This window comes from Photobacterium sp. Ph5, assembly GCF_022129445.1.
Taxonomy (GTDB): Bacteria; Pseudomonadota; Gammaproteobacteria; order Enterobacterales; family Vibrionaceae; genus Photobacterium.
The window spans coordinates 1-18,559 of the sequence record NZ_JADQAQ010000025.1 but is presented as its reverse complement, the minus strand read 5'-3'; the positions used below and the strand labels follow the sequence as shown (position 1 = coordinate 18,559).

The window sequence follows — 18,559 nt, the reverse complement described above, 5'->3', positions numbered from 1 at the left end:
TTATCGCTAAAAATTATTAAAATTAGTCATTACGCTACTTTTTTAGCAAGCTTAGCTACCCGCTGATTCCATTTCGATTTTTTATCTTCAGTCGCATTAATTATTGGGCCAATATAGGTCTTAGATACTTTTTCAAAGCCACTAAAACCTAAAATAGTACGCTTCATTTGCTTGTAAATAGGATCACCATAAATCCAACGATAGTAAAATGGTGGTGAGTCCATCGTAACTATCAGCTCGGCTGTTCTCCCTTTTAATAATCGCTGTGGTGTTAAGCTTTTAGCTTCAAATTTAAAAGCAAAATTGGGAAGAAATGTTCTATCAATTAACCCTTTTAATTTTGCAGGCATCCCTCCCCACCACAGAGGAAAAATAAATACCACGTGATCTGCCCACAGAAGTGATGATTGGAAATGCTGTAGATCAGGCTCTAGCGGTTGTACTACTTCATAACCACTCACTAAATTGATATCAAAATCCATCTTACTTAAATTTAACAGCCTAACATCATTTTTCTCGCTAGCTGTGATATAGCTCTGTGCTAGTTCATGACAATAACTCTTAGACTTTGGATTTCCATTAATAACCAATACTTTCTTACACATAGATGCCTCTCCCTTTTTGAGCTCAGCTTACACCTTGCCCTATAGGGAAGAGTCAATTAGTTTCTAAACACTTTTTAATATTGTCTTGGTATGTTTTGATCATCGATTGCTGCTGGTGCAATAGGTTAATTTGTTCTTCAATTGCTTTATTTTTCTGATCAAGAAATGTGCTTACAACATCCCAACTTAGCACTGTTTTATCTCCTAGCAGCCTCTTAAATTCAGCAAGACTAACCCCGATAGATTGTGCATCTTTAATCAAAATAACGGTTCTAACATGGTTATCATCATAAATACGATAACTCCCCTTTCTTACTACTGTTCCCAACAAGCCTAACGATTCATATAAGCGTATGGCTTTGGCCGACGCTCCTGTTAATTTAGACACTTCACCGATATACATCACTTATCTCCTTGTTAATTGTCTTCCTTGTTTATCTATACGCTATTTAACAGGGCCTTTCTCAAACTGTATTAAGTTATCGGTTATGTCATTCCATGGTGCTTTAGATGACGTGAAAATATGAAAACTCGGCTTATGCGTTGGAATATCATCTAAAATCCCTAAACGAATATTATGCTTGTTTGTTTTTAGTTTCTTTGAAAACAAACTTGAACCACAGATTCGACAAAAAGCGAGTTCCGTTTCTTCACTTTTTTGAAATATCGACACAGCATCTTCACCTGCCTTAAAGCGAAATTTCTCTGAGCTTAATCCTCCCACCGATGAGTAATCTGACCCCGTAAATTTACGACATTCAGAACAATGACAATTCCCCATATACTCAAAATCATCAGGCACTTCTATCTGCACCTTGCCACATAAACAGGAACCATTTAGTTTTTTCATTTCATCTTTCTCTCTAAAACCAAAGACAAAACTCTAGTATTTAAATAAGCCGATTACAATAATGAATCTCATGATCCTAAAAAATAAAAAAGCCGACGTATTTAACGTCGGCTTAATATTTACTCTACTGTTCAAAAAGCTACTTGATAGAGCGTGCTAACTGAGTCGTTAACTCATCCACACCTTTAGACAGTGCTTCCACTTGTGCTGAATAACCATCTTTTGCTAAAGGTACACGGAATGAAAATGGATGTACGGTTTGTAAATCGCCGTTACCATTAATCAATAACCATTCACCTGCCACTTCAGCAACACCGCTATAGACACCATTAAACTGATTAATACGCACCTGTAAGCTTGGTATACCCGCAGTAGACAACGTCGGCGTTAGCTGTGTTGCCCAAAACTGAGTTTGTTTTTGGCGTAAATCAAATGTAACTCGACGCGTTAACTGCGTACTCAGTGATTCACCCCAAAGATTTTGCTGTGCTTCAACAATTTCAGTTGGACTGGTTTGATACACTAAACCAGTACCAGCAAGATGTGCTGCTACTTCAACAGGACGCACAATTAACAATGATTTATTACTAATGTTATGTGCTGTATTTGCACTGGTTGGCATCGGTAACATATATGTTGTTAATGCAGGTTCTGTTGAGCTACATCCTGTTCCAGCAAACGCTACCGCTGCAATTAATAACCACTTTTTCATTATTTACGGCCTCCAACTGGAATAGGATCTTTCGCTTTCTCATCACCAAACACTAATGAATTTGGCTTCTCATTTAATTGACGAAGTACTGGTTGTAATTCAGTCATCACTTGTTCAAATTGCGATAATGCACCTTGTAGGTTTTGGTACGCTGCGGCATTTGGGCTAAAGCCATTTAAGGTATTTTGGATCTCTTTTAAACTTGCTTTGATATCAGACGGTAATGTCTGAGTATCTTTTTGCTTAAGAATACGATCAAGATCTTGTGTAACACGCGCTGCTGAATTCATTGTTTTTTCAGATGCTTTTAAAGTCGCAGTCATTGAATTCAATGTATCTTCTACAGGAAGCTTATTAAACTTATTAAGTAAGTTAGTTAACTGTTTCTGTACTTCAGCAAGATCACCTGCTTTTGTTGGAAATACTTCATAGCCATCATATTTAAGCGGTTTTTCAGGTTTTTCACCTTTGTAAACATCAGTACCAATATATAGAGCACCGGTTAGTAAATTACCGGTTTTCAATGTTGCACGCAGTCCGTTCTTGAATTCTTTCTCAAGATTTACTCGTAAATCATCCAATGTACCTTCATCGGAATGATTGTACACTCGACCTAAATCGATACGTACCAATACAGGAATTTGTTCGCTCGTAAAACCTTCTTCACTGGTTGGTAAACGCAGCGGCACTTTTTGGACAGTACCGATTTGGATACCACGATATTCAATCGGTGCACCGGCCTTCAAACCACGAATGGACTCTTTAAATAGCATGACAAAGTTTAAGCGTTTATCGTACATTTTCTCACGATAATCTTGCTCACTATCGAATAAGCGGTAATGTTTTAATTGTTTATTCTGAACCACACCTTGCTCATCAGATGGTGTTTGGAATGTTACACCACCTGTAATTAACGATTCCAATGATCCAATCTTGACGTTAAATCCTTCAGCACTCATTTGTACATTCATACCCGATTGCATAATGAACTTGCTGGTTGTGCGTACCAATCGATTATAAGGTTCAAAAATAAACAATTGGTAATTAGCCAGTTTACTATTGATATCAAAGTTCGTTTTTTCAACGCGACCAACAGTAAAGCCGTCATATAGTACTGGATCACCAACCCCAAGCTTACCTGCTTCATGGCTTGTCAGTACAACACGCAACCCTTTCGCATCAGCAGGTGCAACAGGGGGAACTTCTAGCGCTTCAAAATGATATTTGTCATCTTGACCTTGGCCTGGTTGCATTTCAATATATGCACCAGAAAGAAGCGTATCTAAACCAGATACACCCTCTTTACCAATTCTCGGCTTAACAACCCAGAACTTAGTATCGTTTTTCAACATACGCTCTGTATCGTTATCCATCTGCGCAGTCACTGTTATATAGCTATAGTCTTTACTAAGCTGAACTTTGGTAACAACACCGACTTTTACATTTAGAGATTTAATCGCGGTTTTACCCACTTCAATGCCTGAAGCATTAGGAAGGCGGATCGTTATTTCAGGTCCTTTACTATTCAGATATTGAACAAACATCCAAATACCAATAGCCAGAGCCACAACTGGAATGATCCAGATTGCTGATATTTGCTTCAGGTTTTGTACTTTAGCCTCATTTGGCTGGTTATCACTCATTTTCTGTTTCTCGTTAATACTGGCTAGTGACTACTGATTAGATTCAGTAGTGTTTAACTCTGAACCATGATTAATTTTACTTTTTTCACCCCAAAACACCCGAGGATCGAAACTCATTGCCGATAACATGGTAAATACCACCACTGTTGCAAAGCAGATTGCAGCAGGTCCTGGTGAAATAGCCATTAAGTTTTTCAACTGCACAAGTGCAACTAATATCGCAACGACAAAAATATCAACCATAGACCAGCGACCGATAAATTCTGTCATACGATAAATTTTCAAGCGTTTTACAGACTCGCGTGTTGAGTCATTCGGTTTTTTGCCCGCACAATAATAAAGCCATGCTAACGCAAACATTTTTGCCATAGGAATGAAAATACTGGCAATAAAGATCACTAACGCGATTGGCCAAGATCCCATTTTCCATAACATCACCACACCGCCCATGATAGTGGAACCTTCGGTTTGTCCAAGGCTTACGGTATACATCATAGGATATAAATTTGCAGGAATATAAAAAACAATCGATGCCAATAAATAAGCCCATGAAAACTGTAGTGAATGCGATGGATTGAAACCATGTAGTTTGCTTTCACAACGAATGCATTTAGCATGATGGCTATCAGGCATAGGGTTTATTTGGTTACAAACATGACACCCCACATGATTATTTGATAAATGTGTATCACCATCATGTACGCCATCAAGATGTTTCATTGCAAAGAACTGATCCCACAACCACGTTCGATCAACTAGTGAAACGCATTTCACAACCAAAACACTGTAAATACAGAATGCCCAAAATGAGTACCCCATACCAATGTGCGCTAATGCTGAAATTTTAACCAAACTTACCAAGACGCCAATAAGAAACACATCTACCATTAGCCAAGGCTGAATTTTAAATAATATTCGGCACAACAGCTTTATAGTTTCAGGGTTACCACGTACATACCCAATACGTTTAACATGCGCTGCACGGTAATAGAGATACATTACCAACATGATGTAAACCGCAGGAAAAACTAAAACGGTTAACATCAACAGCAATGCTAGGAAACTATTCTCAAAATGCTGTAATGTTTCTGCTGCATTTAGCAGCATGATTTGTTGCCCCATTCCATTAACGCTAAAAGAAAGAAAAGGGAAAGAAAGGCTAAGAACTAACATAATCAAGCATGCAATACCGTACGCTAGGGGGCGATGAAATGGCATAGTGATTCTTTTAGCTAAGGTGTGTCCACAGCGAGGACAAGTCGCCTTCTGTCCATCTTTGATATCTGGGATATCAACTACCAAGCCGCATTCTTCGCAAGCGATCATCAATTCTGATGGCGTTTGTTGCTGTGGCGTTTCTGTTATCATCGTTAATTTCTTTTTATCGCTATTCCGACTAAAATCATATCGTACTGTTGCGTATTTTGAATAAAATAAAACAGCCAAATCCAGTCAGAGTCGTCATGTTTAGACAAAAACTAAACATACTAAATATAAACAGGCGCGTATTGTCTGTCTTCATTGCATTTAGAGCAAGAAACTTTAAGTTTATAAAATGGAAAAAGTCTTATTTTTAATGTGAATACCCATTTAAAACATCGTATTATAACAAAAAAAAGATGTTTTTTATATGGCGAATTTATGCTGATTTAACTCAAAAACAGTTTTTCAGTGTTCTTTGCACAAATAACGTCATTTAAATGAATGCCTTTAATGTCATGAGTCCACCATGTGACTGTCACTTTCCCCCACTCTAAAATAAGAGTTGGATGATGAAATTCTTCTTCAGCTAACTGCGAGACTTTATTGCTAAATTCCCACGCTTGTTTGTAATTACTGAATCTAAATGTACGAGTTATACGATTCACACCATTTGGGGAGACAATTTGCCATTCAGGCAATCCCATCATGTATTCGGCTAATACTTCATCACTTAATTTAGGCGAGCCTGAATGGCACGCCTCACATTTCAATTTATCTAAACTCGTCATGAATCGTTTCCTTTTGGGTAAAGATGGCAGCACGTAATCCTTTTCGCTGTGCTTCTGCTACCAATCCAAAAATATCTTGATTAGTAACTTGGTATAGTTGCTCCATATTTTGCAGTACAAAATATTTAGGCTGCAAAATATCTATTCTATATGGCGTTCTCATTACCTCTATAGGATCAAAAGCAACACGTTGCGGTATAGTACTGACCGTCGCGTAATGTGTTTCTTGTGGTGATGATAAAATCCCCCCACCATAAATCTGGTATTTGTCATTTTGATTTAACAAACCAAATTCAACCGTAAACCAGTATAGCCTAGCCAAATAAACCCGTTCCTCATGCGTCGCTTTTACTCCCAGTTTTCCATAAAAATGCGTAAATTGTGCAAAATAGGGATTGGTTAGCATTGCGCAGTGTCCAAATATTTCATGAAAAAAATCAGGCTCTTGCAAATAGTCCATATCAGTCTTTGTACGAATAAAGGTAGCAACGGGAAATTGTTTACGTGCGAGTAAAGAAAAGAAATGATCAATACTAATCAAGGCAGGCACTGCAACACATTGCCAACCAGTTGTATCCAGTAAGACTCGATTTATTTCTTTTAGTTGAGGGATATGATCGTGAGGTAAATCTAATTCGGCTAAACCCGCTATATACTCATCACAAGCTTTTCCTTGTACACAATGAAGTTGGCGAGTAATAAGATGATGCCATATGGCATTTTCTTCTTCGCTCCAAGTAATAACCCCATTACGACCAACAGGCTTTGAGACATAGCGATGCCTTACCGGATTACTACTCTGTTTTTTTTGCATAATAGCCTCCGTTTATCAACTAACCGCCAACCGACACTATTATTTTTATTATTAACTCTATAAATATTAGAAGTAATCCTCGTTATCAGCCATTTTTGTCACTAAAAAACAGGCTTTATTGCCTAATTTAGCTAACACTAAATCGGATTGATGACGTAAAAGATGTAAACATGAATGAACATCTTTAATTTCTCATCTTGTCAATAATATTGCGATTTCTACACTTTCAACCACAGTTAAGTGATAGCAATAGTAAATAATGAGGCAAGGAATGCGTAAATGGTTTCAGTTCCCAATTATTGAAGGACTATCAAGTAAGCAAGCACATTGCGACTTACCCAATGGCAGTTTCGAACGTGAATGTGGTCGAGATGGTTTTTTTGGCCCTGCAACGCATATGTATCATAAACATCCACCTACAAGTTGGGTGTCATGGTATGGCGAGCACAAACCTAGAGCTTTTGATGCCTTAGCCTTGCCTCAAATCGGCGATACTCCTTGGGATGCTCCATTATTACTATCAAATAACGATATCAAACTGCGTTTATGGCAAACCAAGAAGAGTATGGATCATCTGGTACGAAATGGCGACGGTGATGAATTACTGTTTGTTCATCAAGGTAATGGGGATTTGTATTGTGATTATGGTCACCTGCCTTTTAACGAAGGCGATTACCTTATTATTCCTCGCTCTACAACATGGCGAATTGAAACGACCCACACTGTTATTTTATTGATGATTGAAGCAACGAATAACAGTTTTAAAAGCGTTGATCATGGCATCGTTGGTGAACATGCTGTCTTTGATCCCGCAATACTTGAATACCCTAAAATCAATACTGCATTTAAAGCACAACAAACAGAAGATAATTGGCAGGTACTATTAAAAGCACGTAACCAAATTAATACCATTTGCTACCCGTTTAATCCCTTAGATAGCATCGGCTGGAAAGGTAATCTAACGGTATTAAAACTTAATTGGCGTGACATTCGCCCACTTATGAGCCATCGATATCACCTGCCACCATCAGCACATTCTACTTTTATTAGTGATAACTTTATTGTTTGCACCTTTGTACCTCGCCCCGTTGAAAGCGATCCTAACGCTTTAAAAGTGCCCTTTTTTCACAGTAATAATGATTACGATGAAGTGATTTTTTATCACCGTGGCGATTTTTTCAGCCGAGACAAGATTAAACCCGGCATGATCACTTTACACCCCTGCGGATTTCCCCATGGTCCTCACCCTAACGCCTTAACAATGAGCGAACAAGCCCCTAAAACGTTTATTGATGAGGTTGCTGTCATGATCGATACTCGAAACCCTCTCAATGTTGAGCCCAATATTGATGAGGTTGAACTACCTAACTATGTGACATCATGGCAATACCATGAACATCCTGACAAACAATAAAAGAGTAAGGATAACAACAATGAAACTTGCTTCGTTACAACAAGGTAGAGATGGAAAGCTCATTGTCGTTTCTCGCGATCTAAAATGGGCGGTATCAGCTCAACATATCGCCCCTACCATGCAATATGCACTGGACCATTGGACAGATGTTGAACCCGTTCTTAATGATCTTTATCACGCACTCAATAGAAAAGTGCTTGAGCATCGTTTTGTTTTTCAGCCAACGCACTGTGCATCTCCCCTTCCTCGTGCTTTTCAATGGGCAGATGGCAGTGCCTACGTTAATCATGTTGAGCTGGTGCGCAAAGCAAGAGGCGCAGAGATGCCAGAAAGTTTTTGGCAAGATCCTTTAATATATCAAGGTATGTCAGATAAATTTCTAAATCCTACACAGCCCATCGAAGTTGAAGATCTTAATTGGGGAGTTGATTTTGAAGCTGAAATAGCTGTTATTACAGATGATGTCCCTATGGCGACAAGCGTAAAAAATGCAGAGAAACACATAAAACTGTTAATGCTCGTTAACGATGTATCGCTTAGAAATTTAATCCCAACAGAACTGGCTAAAGGCTTTGGCTTTTTTCAATCAAAACCTTCATCGGCTTTTTCTCCTGTCGCAGTAACACCTGATGAGTTGGGCGAATCATGGAAAGAGAACAAGATCAATAATCGACTTTATGTTCACTTAAATCAGCAACTATTTGGTAATCCCAGCGCAGGTGTTGATATGACGTTTAACTTTGCCCAATTAATTCATCATGCAGCCAAAAGTCGCCAATTAACAGCTGGCACCATCATAGGTTCAGGAACGGTTTCTAACGTAGATAGATTATCTGGCTCTTGTTGTATTGCTGAAAAACGAATGCTGGAAATTATAGAACAAGGCGAGCCTCAAACTCCCTTCATGCAATACGGTGATAGCGTAAAAATAGAAATGTTTGATACTGATAAACATTCTATTTTTGGGGCTATTGAACAAGCAGTTATTCCCTTTATTAAACATTAACCTCAAGTACATTCATTACTCATAGAGAGCTGAATTATGGCATTTACCCTATATGATTACTTTCGCTCATCGGCCTCATATCGAGTAAGAATTGCCTTAAACATTAAGCAACTTGATTATACCTGTGTACCGATCTCGCTGCTTGATAATCAGCAAAACAGTCGCCAATACAAAAACATTAATGCGACAAGTTTATTACCTACACTTGAGCATAACCAATGTTATATATATCAATCTCTCGCTATTATCGAATATCTTGAGCAATGTTATCCAACACCCAGTTTACTACCTTGTAACACCATAGAAAGTGCGCAATGCCGAGCCTTTGCGTTATCCATCGCTTGTGATATCCACCCGTTAAATAACTTACGTGTACTCAACTATTTAGAACAAAAATTAACACTTACCACAGAGCAAAAACAACAATGGTATCACCACTGGATAGAACAAGGTTTTACAGCATTAGAACATCAGCTTGCCCGTAACAATAACCCTGAAAAGTTCTGTTTTGGACTTGCCCCAACCTTAGCCGATATATGTTTGATCCCTCAAGTGTACAACGCCCGACGTTTTAATCTCGATTTATCCAAATTTCCAATCATTAACACTATAGAAAAACACTGTAACCAGCTTGAGCCTTTCATCAAAGCAGCGCCTCATCTTTATCAGCAAAAAATAGAGCATTAGAAGAAAGACGGAGAACATACCAATGACTGATGATTATAAGCAATGCCTCTGGAAGCCAAGTCGAAAGCGCATTCAAAACAGTTTGCTGTATCAATTTATGGTGCAGATCAGCGAACAACACAAACGTCTATTTCATGATTATACGCAATTACACCGTTGGTCGATAAAACATAGCGACCAATTCTGGCAACAGCTATGGCAATTTTGCAATGTAATTGGCAACCAAGGTGAAATCATTGTCTGTTGTCCAACACACAGCCCTATTCCCAATAAAGATCAACGTTGGTTTCCTGATGCCACAATCAATTTCGCCGAAAATTTGCTCGCTTACAGCACAAAGCTAAGCCAACAAGATGCGATTGTTTTTTATAACGAACACAGTTTTACAGACAAGGATAAGCAACACGCCCAACAGCGACTATCTTGGCAACAACTCCACCAGCAAGTAGCAATGGTTGCACAGTATTTACAACAACAAGGGGTACAAAAAGGCGATGTGGTTGCCGCTTACATGCCTAATATTCCACAAACAGTTATTGCTATGCTAGCGACTACCTCTTTAGGTGCAGTATGGACATCCACCTCACCTGATTTCGGTGCTGAAAGTGTCGTTGAACGCTTTAGTCAGACCGAACCTAAAGTTATTTTTACTACCGATGGTTATATTTATAACAACAAAACAATAACCAGTTTAAGCACATTATCAGAGGCTTTATCTTCTCTTCCTAGTGTCAAAAAATTAATTGTTTATCCTTATATAAACCAAAAGCCTATCGACAAACTACTGTTACAAAGTGCTTCCTTGCCTTCTCATATCACCGTGAGTGCATGGCAAGAAATGGAAGATATTGTTCGTCGCCTTGATTTAGCGTTTACTCCTACTTCCTTTGATCATCCGTTGTATATTTTGTATTCATCAGGAACAACGGGGAAACCCAAGTGTATTATTCACTCTGTCGGTGGAACACTTTTAAATCACCTGAAAGAGCACCAATTACACTGCAATATTAAACCTACCGATCCCATTTTTTATTTTACAACCTGCGGTTGGATGATGTGGAACTGGTTAGTAAGTGGCTTGGCGTCAGGCGCAACACTCGTATTATATGATGGCTCCCCTTTATACCCAGATCCTTATCAATTGTGGAAAATAGCAGACAAAGAGAACCTACGTTTATTCGGCACTTCTGCCAAATATTTAGAGACCATAGAAAAAATGCAAATCATACCGAACAAGCACGTGACATTGTCACAAATTGATGTCATTTGCTCTACAGGTTCAGTACTCGCGCCTGAACAATTCGATTATGTTTATAAACAAATCAAACAAGATGTTCAGCTGTCATCGATTGCAGGTGGTACAGATATTTGCGGTTGCTTTGCCATTGGCAATCCAATAGGCGCTGTATGGCGTGGGGAGTGCCAAGTAAAAGCCTTAGCGATGGACGTTAATGTATTTAACCAGACAGGAGAAGCTATCTTTGATACATGTGGTGAACTGGTCTGCTGCAATAGTTTTCCCAATCAACCCATCGCATTTAGTCAAGATCCAAAGGGGGAAAAATATTTCCGTGCTTATTGGAATACCTACCCTAACACTTGGCATCACGGCGATTATGTCAGTTTATCTCATCATGGCGGACTCACCTTCTATGGACGCTCTGATTCAATCTTAAATCCCGGTGGCATTCGTATTGGCACTGCTGAAATTTATCGTCAAGTCAATCCGTTTCATGAAGTCGTCGATTCTGTTGTTGTTGGACAGCAGTACCAAAACGATGTTCGTATCGTTCTCTTTGTTCAATTACAACCAGATGTAACGCTCGATAATATCTTAATTAATCGTATCAACACGCAACTTCGCAGTCAGTGCTCTCCCCATCATATCCCAGCAAAGATATTGCAAGTCTCTGCAATACCTAGAACAAAATCAGGGAAAATAGCAGAAAAAGCGGTGAGAGATGCCATCCACCACCGAAATATTGTAAACACGAGTGCTATCGCCAACCCAGAGAGTTTAGAGCAGTATAAAAATAGATCAGACTTAGAGTGATTATAAGTACAAGAAATAGATAAGTTATCTTCTACTCTTCTAACACTGCATTGATTGCTTCTTTAATTTCATCGCTAGAAAAGCCTTTGCTTGATAGATAACCATAAGCTTTACTCTTTTCTTTAAAATCGGTGAGATCGTAGCGTTTCTTAGCAAGGGCTAATTGGCAGTTGTAGTAAAAATCTATTTCACCTGATTCACTAAGCTCATCAAGTACGGTATCGAGTTCTGATATATCGACATGCTTCATTTTTAGTTCTTGAGCGATTAACGAACGTCCTTTTAGCTTTTTAGCAAGCTTGATCACTTCTGCTTCAAGGTTTGCATTTTTACCTTTAATCTGCGCTTTAGTCAGTAAGGTATCTGACGCGCTATGCTCTGAGATACCGCGCGAAATATCATCCATACTAAAACCACGTTTAAGCAAATCATTAACGACTTTTTCTGCCGATGTGGTTGAGAAGTCTTTGAAGCGTGCTAATCGAGTATTGATCATCGATTGCTCACAGACGTTCATGCGTTGCATGGTTTCTGTGATTGCTTGCTCTATAGTAAGTTCATCGATACCTTTGGTTTTAAGCTTTTGCTGGATGTATTTGCGCCCATATTGGCTATTAAAGGCTAACTCGCAGAAATGTAATGAAAATGCATGGTCGCTTTTGAGGTAACCATAGCCTTTCATTTGTTCAAGTACGGTATCGACCCACTCTTTATTTTCTGTTTTTGCTTCAAGTTTTTTGCGTAATTCAAATTCTGAGTGATCACGTAGGTTTAAGTGATAAATCGCACTATTAATAACATTTTGAATAGTAGAAGCAGGATAAGGTTTTTTCATACAGAATCGGGAATGGCTAGAAGTTGTCGTAATAATAACAGTTATACACACTTAAACGAAAAAAGAGGCACTCATTGAGTGCCTCTTTGGGTTTCGTTGCTAAGCTTCTATTTCATACTATTGACTAGTATGGAAGCTTGCGTTTTGCTTAGTGGTGTAGATCAAAACGGTCTGCGTTCATTACTTTAACCCAAGCATTAACGAAGTCGTTGACAAACTTCTCTTCTGAGTCAGAACATGCGTACACTTCTGCAAGTGCACGTAGTTGTGAGTTAGAACCAAATACTAAGTCAACACGTGATGCCATCCACTTCTGCTCGCCAGTCTTACGATCTGTGCCTACGAACACATCTTGGTCTACAGAGGTTGGTTTCCACTGTGTTGCCATATCTAGTAGGTTAACGAAGAAGTCATTAGTTAATGCTTCTTTACGTTCAGTGAACACACCATACTCGCTGTTGTCGTAGTTCGCACCAAGTACACGCATACCTGCTACAAGCACTGACATTTCAGGTGCTGTTAGTGTTAGTAGTTGTGCGCGGTCTAGTAGTAACTCTTCAGCAGCTACTGTGTATTTCGCTTTTTCGAAGTTACGGAAACCATCAGCAATTGGCTCAAGAACAGCAAATGATTCTACATCTGTCTCTTCTTGTGATGCATCCATACGACCTGCAGTAAATGGTACTGTAATGTCACGGCCTGCATTTTTCGCAGCCATTTCCACACCTACACCACCAGCAAGTACGATTAAGTCAGCTAGCGATACTGTTTTCTCGAAGTTTGCTTGAATGCCTTCAAGTACGTTTAGTACTTTCGCTAGTTGCTCAGGTTGGTTAACTTCCCAATCCTTCTGAGGTGCTAAACGAATTCGTGCACCGTTTGCACCACCACGCTTGTCTGAACCACGGAATGTAGAAGCAGATGCCCAAGCTGTTGATACTAATTCGCTGATTGATAGACCAGACGCAGCGATTTCTTGTTTTAGTTTTGCAATATCAGCATCGTTAACTAGCTCATGATCAACCGCTGGGATTGGATCTTGCCATGTGAACACTTTAGCTGGTACTTCAGGACCTAAGTAACGAGATACAGGACCCATATCACGGTGAGTTAATTTAAACCATGCACGTGCAAATGCATCAGCGAACTCTTCTGGGTGTTCGTAGAAGCGACGAGAGATTTTCTCGTATGCTGGATCAAAACGTAGAGACAAGTCAGTTGTTAGCATTGTACCTCGGTGCATACCATCACCAAATGCATCTGGGTATTCTAGCTTGCCATCTTTAGCAATCCACTGATAAGCACCTGCAGGACTCTTTTCTAATTCCCACTCATGGCTAAATAAGCTGTGGAAGAAACCATTACCCCATTCCGTAGGTGTTGTTGTCCACGTAACTTCAAGACCACTTGAAATCGTATCAGCCGCATTACCGCTACCATAGCTTGATGTCCAACCGAAACCTTGCTCTTCAATTGAAGCACCTTCAGGTTCAACACCTACATGTGCTGCATCTGCTGCACCGTGTGTTTTACCGAATGTGTGACCACCAGCAATAAGTGCTACAGTTTCTTCGTCATTCATTGCCATACGTGCAAATGTTTCACGAATATCGTGTGCTGCTAGTAATGGATCTGGGTTACCGTCTGGACCTTCTGGGTTAACATAGATTAGACCCATTTGTACTGCTGCTAGTGGGTTTTCAAGGTCACGTTGCTCATTATCTTTTTCGTAACGAGTGTCATCAGCAAGCCATGTTTTTTCTTTACCCCAGTAAACATCTAGCTCTGGCGCCCAAATGTCTTCACGACCACCAGCGAAACCAAATGTCTTAAAGCCCATTGATTCTAATGCAACGTTACCGGTTAGAATGATCAAGTCAGCCCAAGAAATCTTGTTGCCGTATTTTTGCTTAATAGGCCAAATTAGACGACGTGCTTTATCAAGGTTAACGTTATCAGGCCAGCTGTTTAGTGGTGCAAAACGTTGATTACCTGTGCTTGCACCGCCACGGCCATCAGCAGTACGGTATGTACCTGCACTATGCCAAGCCATACGAATAAAGAAAGGACCGTAATGACCGAAATCTGCAGGCCACCACTCTTGAGAATCTGTCATTAATTCACGTAAGTCTTGCTTCACAGCTTCAAGATCTAGCTTTTTAAATTCTGCAGCGTAATCGAAATTTTCACCCATTGGGTTTGATTTACGATCATGCTGGTGAAGAATGTCTAGTTTAAGTTGGTTAGGCCACCAATCACTTGGAGAAGTACCATTACCTGGGTTAATTGACGGATTAACCGCTTGCGTATTATGGAATGGACATTTAGACATTGGGTGTTCACCTCATTATTTTAATTAGTATTTTTGTCATTAATTCTTTAACTCTATCCAATATAGCTACTAAGCATCAAATGACAATTAAATAGGTTCGTTAAATTTGAAATTTAAAATTGGAAATCATTCTTTTAAGGTATTTGACGCTCAAAAAATTAACAGAAATTCTTCATTTTTAACGAGAACATTAAACTGCACTAAAACAAAATTTCCGATTTGATTTAAATCAAAAAATAATTATTTACAAAACACAATCTCGTTCGATGGCGTAAATTTAAAGCAATTAAATAAAAACGGCTAATACTATAAAACTATTGATTCAATAGGCGGTAATTATCAAGAGATAAGAAACTCAAAAAATCATTCCAAATGGGAATTTAACTTTAATGTTAAAAATTAAGATCAATAAATCATAAATAAAAAAGTGATACCCATTACGAATATCACTTTATTTTGTTTTTAAACTTTGATTACTTTTTTATTGTTTCTATAATCGGTAATAATAACGATATTTTTAAACCACCATCAACTGAGCGACCGGCTTCTACCAATCCGCCAGTGACTTGCATCGCCTCCTTAACAATGGCAAGCCCTAAGCCATAACCACCAGACTGCTTATCACGTGCTCCCTCTATGCGTGTGAATGGGTCAAAGATATGCGTTAAATGTTGCTCTGGAATCCCTTCACCATTATCTGAAACCGATACTACAACATAAGATTTATCCGCATTTGTTCTTAGCGTTGTATGAAGAGTAATAGTTGCTTCATTTCCGGCATATTTAATCGCATTACCGATTAAATTCTTAATTGAGCGCACTAATAACCTTGCATCAGCATGAACCATCGGTAATGTTCTATCAATATCTTTAATTATCGATTGTCCATCCGCTTTAAGCTGTAAACATTGATCAACGGTTGAATCACAAAAAGTTTGTACATCGACCGGAGTAAGTTTGATATTCGCTTTCGCATTTTCAAATTGACTAAATTCAAGTATCTCAGTCACCAGTTCATTCATCTCTTCTGATTCTTGCTCTAATCGATCAACCAAATGTAAATGCTCTGGTGCAGTACGTTTTCGAATTAAATGCAGTGATAAATTGTGTCTTGCCAAAGGAGTCCGAAGCTCATGAGAAACATCACGAATTAAACGCCGTTGTTTCTCAGTTAATAATTGAATTTGATTTGCCATATTGTCAAAATCAGTCGCTAATTCATTGAACTCTTTTACTTTATCTCCCATAACATGAGCAACACGTACGGAAAAGTCACCATTAGCCAATGTGCGACTCGCTTGCCTTAAGGTGTCTAATGGTCGCTGTAAATAACGCGCAATAATTAACGAAAACATTAAAGTGATCATAATGGCAATGACTACTTGTATTAAGCCAAAGTACAATTTGAAATACTTTGCAGGGTGTAGTTCATGTGGTAATTGAACCATTAACTTGTTCCCATTTTTTAACGGAATCATAAAAATAGGCTGATTAACACGAGAATCTAAAATTGTATTTAATGGTCGAGCATATTTAAGTTTAAACTTAAAATGAGGGTGCATTATTCTGGTACTTAGCTCTTTATTATTATTATTAACAACAAAAGCGTAATATTTTTGTTTGCTCTCCCACTCAGCAAGTCGCTGAGGATCACCGTTCTCAATGAGCAAAGGCTCTACATCTGACGCCATAGCCATAATATCTTGTTGAACATGTTGAGGAACATGCAGCAAGGTTTTCACTAAAGCGATCTCTGCCAAATTCTGAAGCCCTAAAATGAGCAATAATCCAATGGTAAAGTAGGAAAATAGTCGGAAAACTAAACTTTGCTTATGTAAAGGAAGTCGATGCTTTCCTTGTATCACATTAGAAACACTCACTTGTTTATACTCCTAAACACTGACTTCTCTTTTTATCTATAATAACTAGTAATTCAACCTATCCTAGTCACAAAAAAAACGCTTGAGATAGACGATACTGAAATTTTGCATGACAATAGTTATCGCGTTTATTACTTAGCATTCTTACTAATTACAAAATTATGCTTCTCAATTCTATTCATCACAGTAAAAGGAAGTTCTATGATGAAGACCATTATTAGTTTACTGGCACTATTACTAGTCGGTTGCTCATCAGGACTACAAGTCTATGTTCCTGATTCTTTTTATGAAAATGCTCAAGCAACAGGCTATCTTGTTGGTACTTTGGGTGCGAATACCGAATGGCCCAGAACCGGAAAAAATCTAATCACAACGATCAATATTCGCTCTCTAAACACCAACAAACAGAATATTGATGATAGCAATATTATTACCATCACCAATAACAATGAAGATGGACATTTTGAAGATACAACAATCAGCGGTCATTTATTCAATATTGAGTTACCCGTAGGTCAATACGAAATTTTTAGCATTCAACTGGAAGGTTCAGATGGTAATAAAACCCTTATCTCTAAAAACAACAGCCAGATGGATATTATCTTTTCAATTAGCGCTAACCAAGTCAGCTATATAGGACAGTTTCTTGCAGTTAGCCGCATAGCGAAAAGTGAACTTTGGAATCTAGAATATCCAAGTGGGTATGGTTATTTACAGCATAGCTATGATCAACAACGTGACGAATTATTATTTTCTCAGCAATACCCAAAACAGCAAGCGACACCTTTTAATCTTGAACTACTCACTTTTAAAGATAATCGTGTATTAAAGAACTGATAATTATCTTTTACCTGACTCAAAAAATAAGACGATCACTGATCGTCTTATTTAATCTATAAAGAAAGCCCATCACTCCGAAACACATGAAGAGTAGCTATACCCTCTCCCACGTACTGTTTTTATGTGCTGTTTAGACATTCCAGCTAACACCATTTTCCGACGTATATTACTGATATGCATATCAAGATTACGATCAAACGGGCTAAGTTCTTTTTTCAAAACATCTTTTTGTAATGCTGCTTTTGAGACGACAATATCATTATTCTTAATTAAATATTTAAGCAGATCGAGCTCAGTACCGGTTAAGGGTAGACGAGAAAGCTGATTTTCTAATTCCACTGATGATGAAGGCAAACAATGGCGCTGACGCTCTAAACCTACTCGTCGTAAAATAGCAGACATACGCGCTAGTAACTCATCAACTTTGAAAGGTTTAACCAAAAATTGATCAGCACCAGCTTGAAGGCCATCAAGCATCGTTGTTTCATCACCCAACGCGGTTAGCATTAGGATAGGAGTGGCAAAACGCTGACAAATACGACGTGCAACCTGCATACCATCAAGTGTTGGTAACATTACATCAAGCAGTACCAGATCGACCCCCGTTGATTGAAGATATGCTAACGCTGATTCACCACAATGAACGCAACTGACTTCATGACCTTCATCTTCAAGAACTTCTGTTAGTAACGCACATAATTGTACGTCATCATCAACCACTAATATTTTCGACACAATACGACACCTACACACAATGAAGATGCATATTAATCACCTAATAAAGAGATAACAATAGCTAAAGCATCTATCTTATTAAGATAAATTTAGAATTTAGCGCTATAAACAAAAATGTATGGTCCGCCCCGTTATTGCAACTACAATATTAGTAATAACGGA

The 18,559-nt window shown here is 38.6% G+C and carries 17 protein-coding genes; 5 read left to right on the top strand and 12 right to left on the bottom strand.

The annotated features are described in order from the left end of the window. Window positions 1–29: 29 nt before the first annotated feature. The 8 genes from I3259_RS11270 to phhA all read right to left on the bottom strand — a co-directional run bounded on the left by I3259_RS11270 (window position 30) and on the right by phhA (window position 6,615). Complete coding sequence (locus tag I3259_RS11270; RefSeq protein ID WP_238029714.1) at window positions 30–605, bottom strand: NAD(P)H-dependent oxidoreductase; 576 nt, start codon at window positions 603–605, stop codon at window positions 30–32. A 52-nt stretch (window positions 606–657) separates the two neighbouring features. Further along, on the bottom strand, window positions 658–1,008 hold the full coding sequence (locus I3259_RS11265; protein WP_238029713.1) for a MerR family transcriptional regulator: 351 nt from the start codon (window positions 1,006–1,008) through the stop codon (window positions 658–660). 42 nt (window positions 1,009–1,050) lie between these two features. Continuing rightward, window positions 1,051–1,455 carry a GFA family protein gene (locus I3259_RS11260; protein WP_107294531.1) on the bottom strand — a complete coding sequence of 135 codons (405 nt, stop codon included), beginning with the start codon at window positions 1,453–1,455 and terminating at the stop codon, window positions 1,051–1,053. A gap of 139 nt (window positions 1,456–1,594) precedes the next feature. Beyond that, window positions 1,595–2,167, bottom strand: coding sequence for an ABC-type transport auxiliary lipoprotein family protein (locus I3259_RS11255; protein WP_238029712.1), 573 nt, complete (start codon window positions 2,165–2,167; stop codon window positions 1,595–1,597). Beyond that, window positions 2,167–3,810 (bottom strand): intermembrane transport protein PqiB, encoded by a 1,644-nt coding sequence (gene pqiB, locus I3259_RS11250; RefSeq protein WP_238029711.1) that lies wholly within the window; start codon window positions 3,808–3,810, stop codon window positions 2,167–2,169. The genes I3259_RS11255 and pqiB overlap by 1 nt, the downstream gene beginning before the upstream one ends. Window positions 3,811–3,840: 30 nt before the next feature. Further along, window positions 3,841–5,178 (bottom strand): paraquat-inducible protein A, encoded by a 1,338-nt coding sequence (locus I3259_RS11245; RefSeq protein ID WP_238029710.1) that lies wholly within the window; start codon window positions 5,176–5,178, stop codon window positions 3,841–3,843. A 281-nt stretch (window positions 5,179–5,459) separates the two neighbouring features. Then, window positions 5,460–5,801, bottom strand: a complete 342-nt coding sequence (locus tag I3259_RS11240) for a 4a-hydroxytetrahydrobiopterin dehydratase (protein WP_238029709.1) — start codon at window positions 5,799–5,801, stop codon at window positions 5,460–5,462. Continuing rightward, a complete protein-coding gene (phhA, locus tag I3259_RS11235) occupies window positions 5,785–6,615 on the bottom strand; it encodes a phenylalanine 4-monooxygenase (protein WP_238029708.1) in 831 nt (276 codons plus the stop codon). Before phhA ends, I3259_RS11240 begins: the two co-directional genes overlap by 17 nt. A 271-nt stretch (window positions 6,616–6,886) precedes the next feature. Between phhA and I3259_RS11230 the strand changes: the two genes are divergently transcribed. The 4 genes from I3259_RS11230 to I3259_RS11215 are packed head-to-tail and all read left to right on the top strand — an operon-like array spanning window position 6,887 to window position 11,775. Beyond that, complete coding sequence (locus tag I3259_RS11230) at window positions 6,887–8,029, top strand: homogentisate 1,2-dioxygenase (RefSeq protein ID WP_238029707.1); 1,143 nt, start codon at window positions 6,887–6,889, stop codon at window positions 8,027–8,029. A 19-nt stretch (window positions 8,030–8,048) separates the two neighbouring features. After that, entirely contained in the window at window positions 8,049–9,035 is a 987-nt protein-coding gene (locus tag I3259_RS11225) for a fumarylacetoacetate hydrolase family protein (protein ID WP_238029706.1), read from the top strand. A 36-nt stretch (window positions 9,036–9,071) separates the two neighbouring features. Continuing rightward, window positions 9,072–9,722 (top strand): maleylacetoacetate isomerase, encoded by a 651-nt coding sequence (maiA, locus tag I3259_RS11220; protein ID WP_238029705.1) that lies wholly within the window; start codon window positions 9,072–9,074, stop codon window positions 9,720–9,722. Between the two features lie 22 nt (window positions 9,723–9,744). Then, complete coding sequence (locus tag I3259_RS11215) at window positions 9,745–11,775, top strand: acetoacetate--CoA ligase (RefSeq protein ID WP_238029704.1); 2,031 nt, start codon at window positions 9,745–9,747, stop codon at window positions 11,773–11,775. 31 nt (window positions 11,776–11,806) lie between these two features. On the opposite strand, the gene I3259_RS11210 is transcribed toward I3259_RS11215, so the two are convergent. The 3 genes from I3259_RS11210 to I3259_RS11200 all read right to left on the bottom strand — a co-directional run bounded on the left by I3259_RS11210 (window position 11,807) and on the right by I3259_RS11200 (window position 16,822). Continuing rightward, complete coding sequence (locus I3259_RS11210; protein ID WP_238029703.1) at window positions 11,807–12,610, bottom strand: RecX family transcriptional regulator; 804 nt, start codon at window positions 12,608–12,610, stop codon at window positions 11,807–11,809. A 148-nt stretch (window positions 12,611–12,758) separates the two neighbouring features. After that, window positions 12,759–14,942, bottom strand: coding sequence for a catalase/peroxidase HPI (gene katG / locus I3259_RS11205; protein ID WP_238029702.1), 2,184 nt, complete (start codon window positions 14,940–14,942; stop codon window positions 12,759–12,761). Between the two features lie 473 nt (window positions 14,943–15,415). Beyond that, window positions 15,416–16,822: a sensor histidine kinase gene (locus tag I3259_RS11200; RefSeq protein ID WP_238029701.1), complete on the bottom strand. Its 1,407-nt coding sequence runs from the start codon at window positions 16,820–16,822 to the stop codon at window positions 15,416–15,418. A 201-nt stretch (window positions 16,823–17,023) separates the two neighbouring features. Between I3259_RS11200 and I3259_RS11195 the strand changes: the two genes are divergently transcribed. Continuing rightward, window positions 17,024–17,659 (top strand): hypothetical protein, encoded by a 636-nt coding sequence (locus I3259_RS11195; RefSeq protein ID WP_238029700.1) that lies wholly within the window; start codon window positions 17,024–17,026, stop codon window positions 17,657–17,659. A 72-nt stretch (window positions 17,660–17,731) separates the two neighbouring features. Here the strand turns inward: I3259_RS11195 and I3259_RS11190 are convergent, their stop codons facing one another. Continuing rightward, on the bottom strand, window positions 17,732–18,397 hold the full coding sequence (locus I3259_RS11190; protein WP_238029699.1) for a response regulator transcription factor: 666 nt from the start codon (window positions 18,395–18,397) through the stop codon (window positions 17,732–17,734). Between the last annotated feature and the right edge of the window lie 162 nt (window positions 18,398–18,559).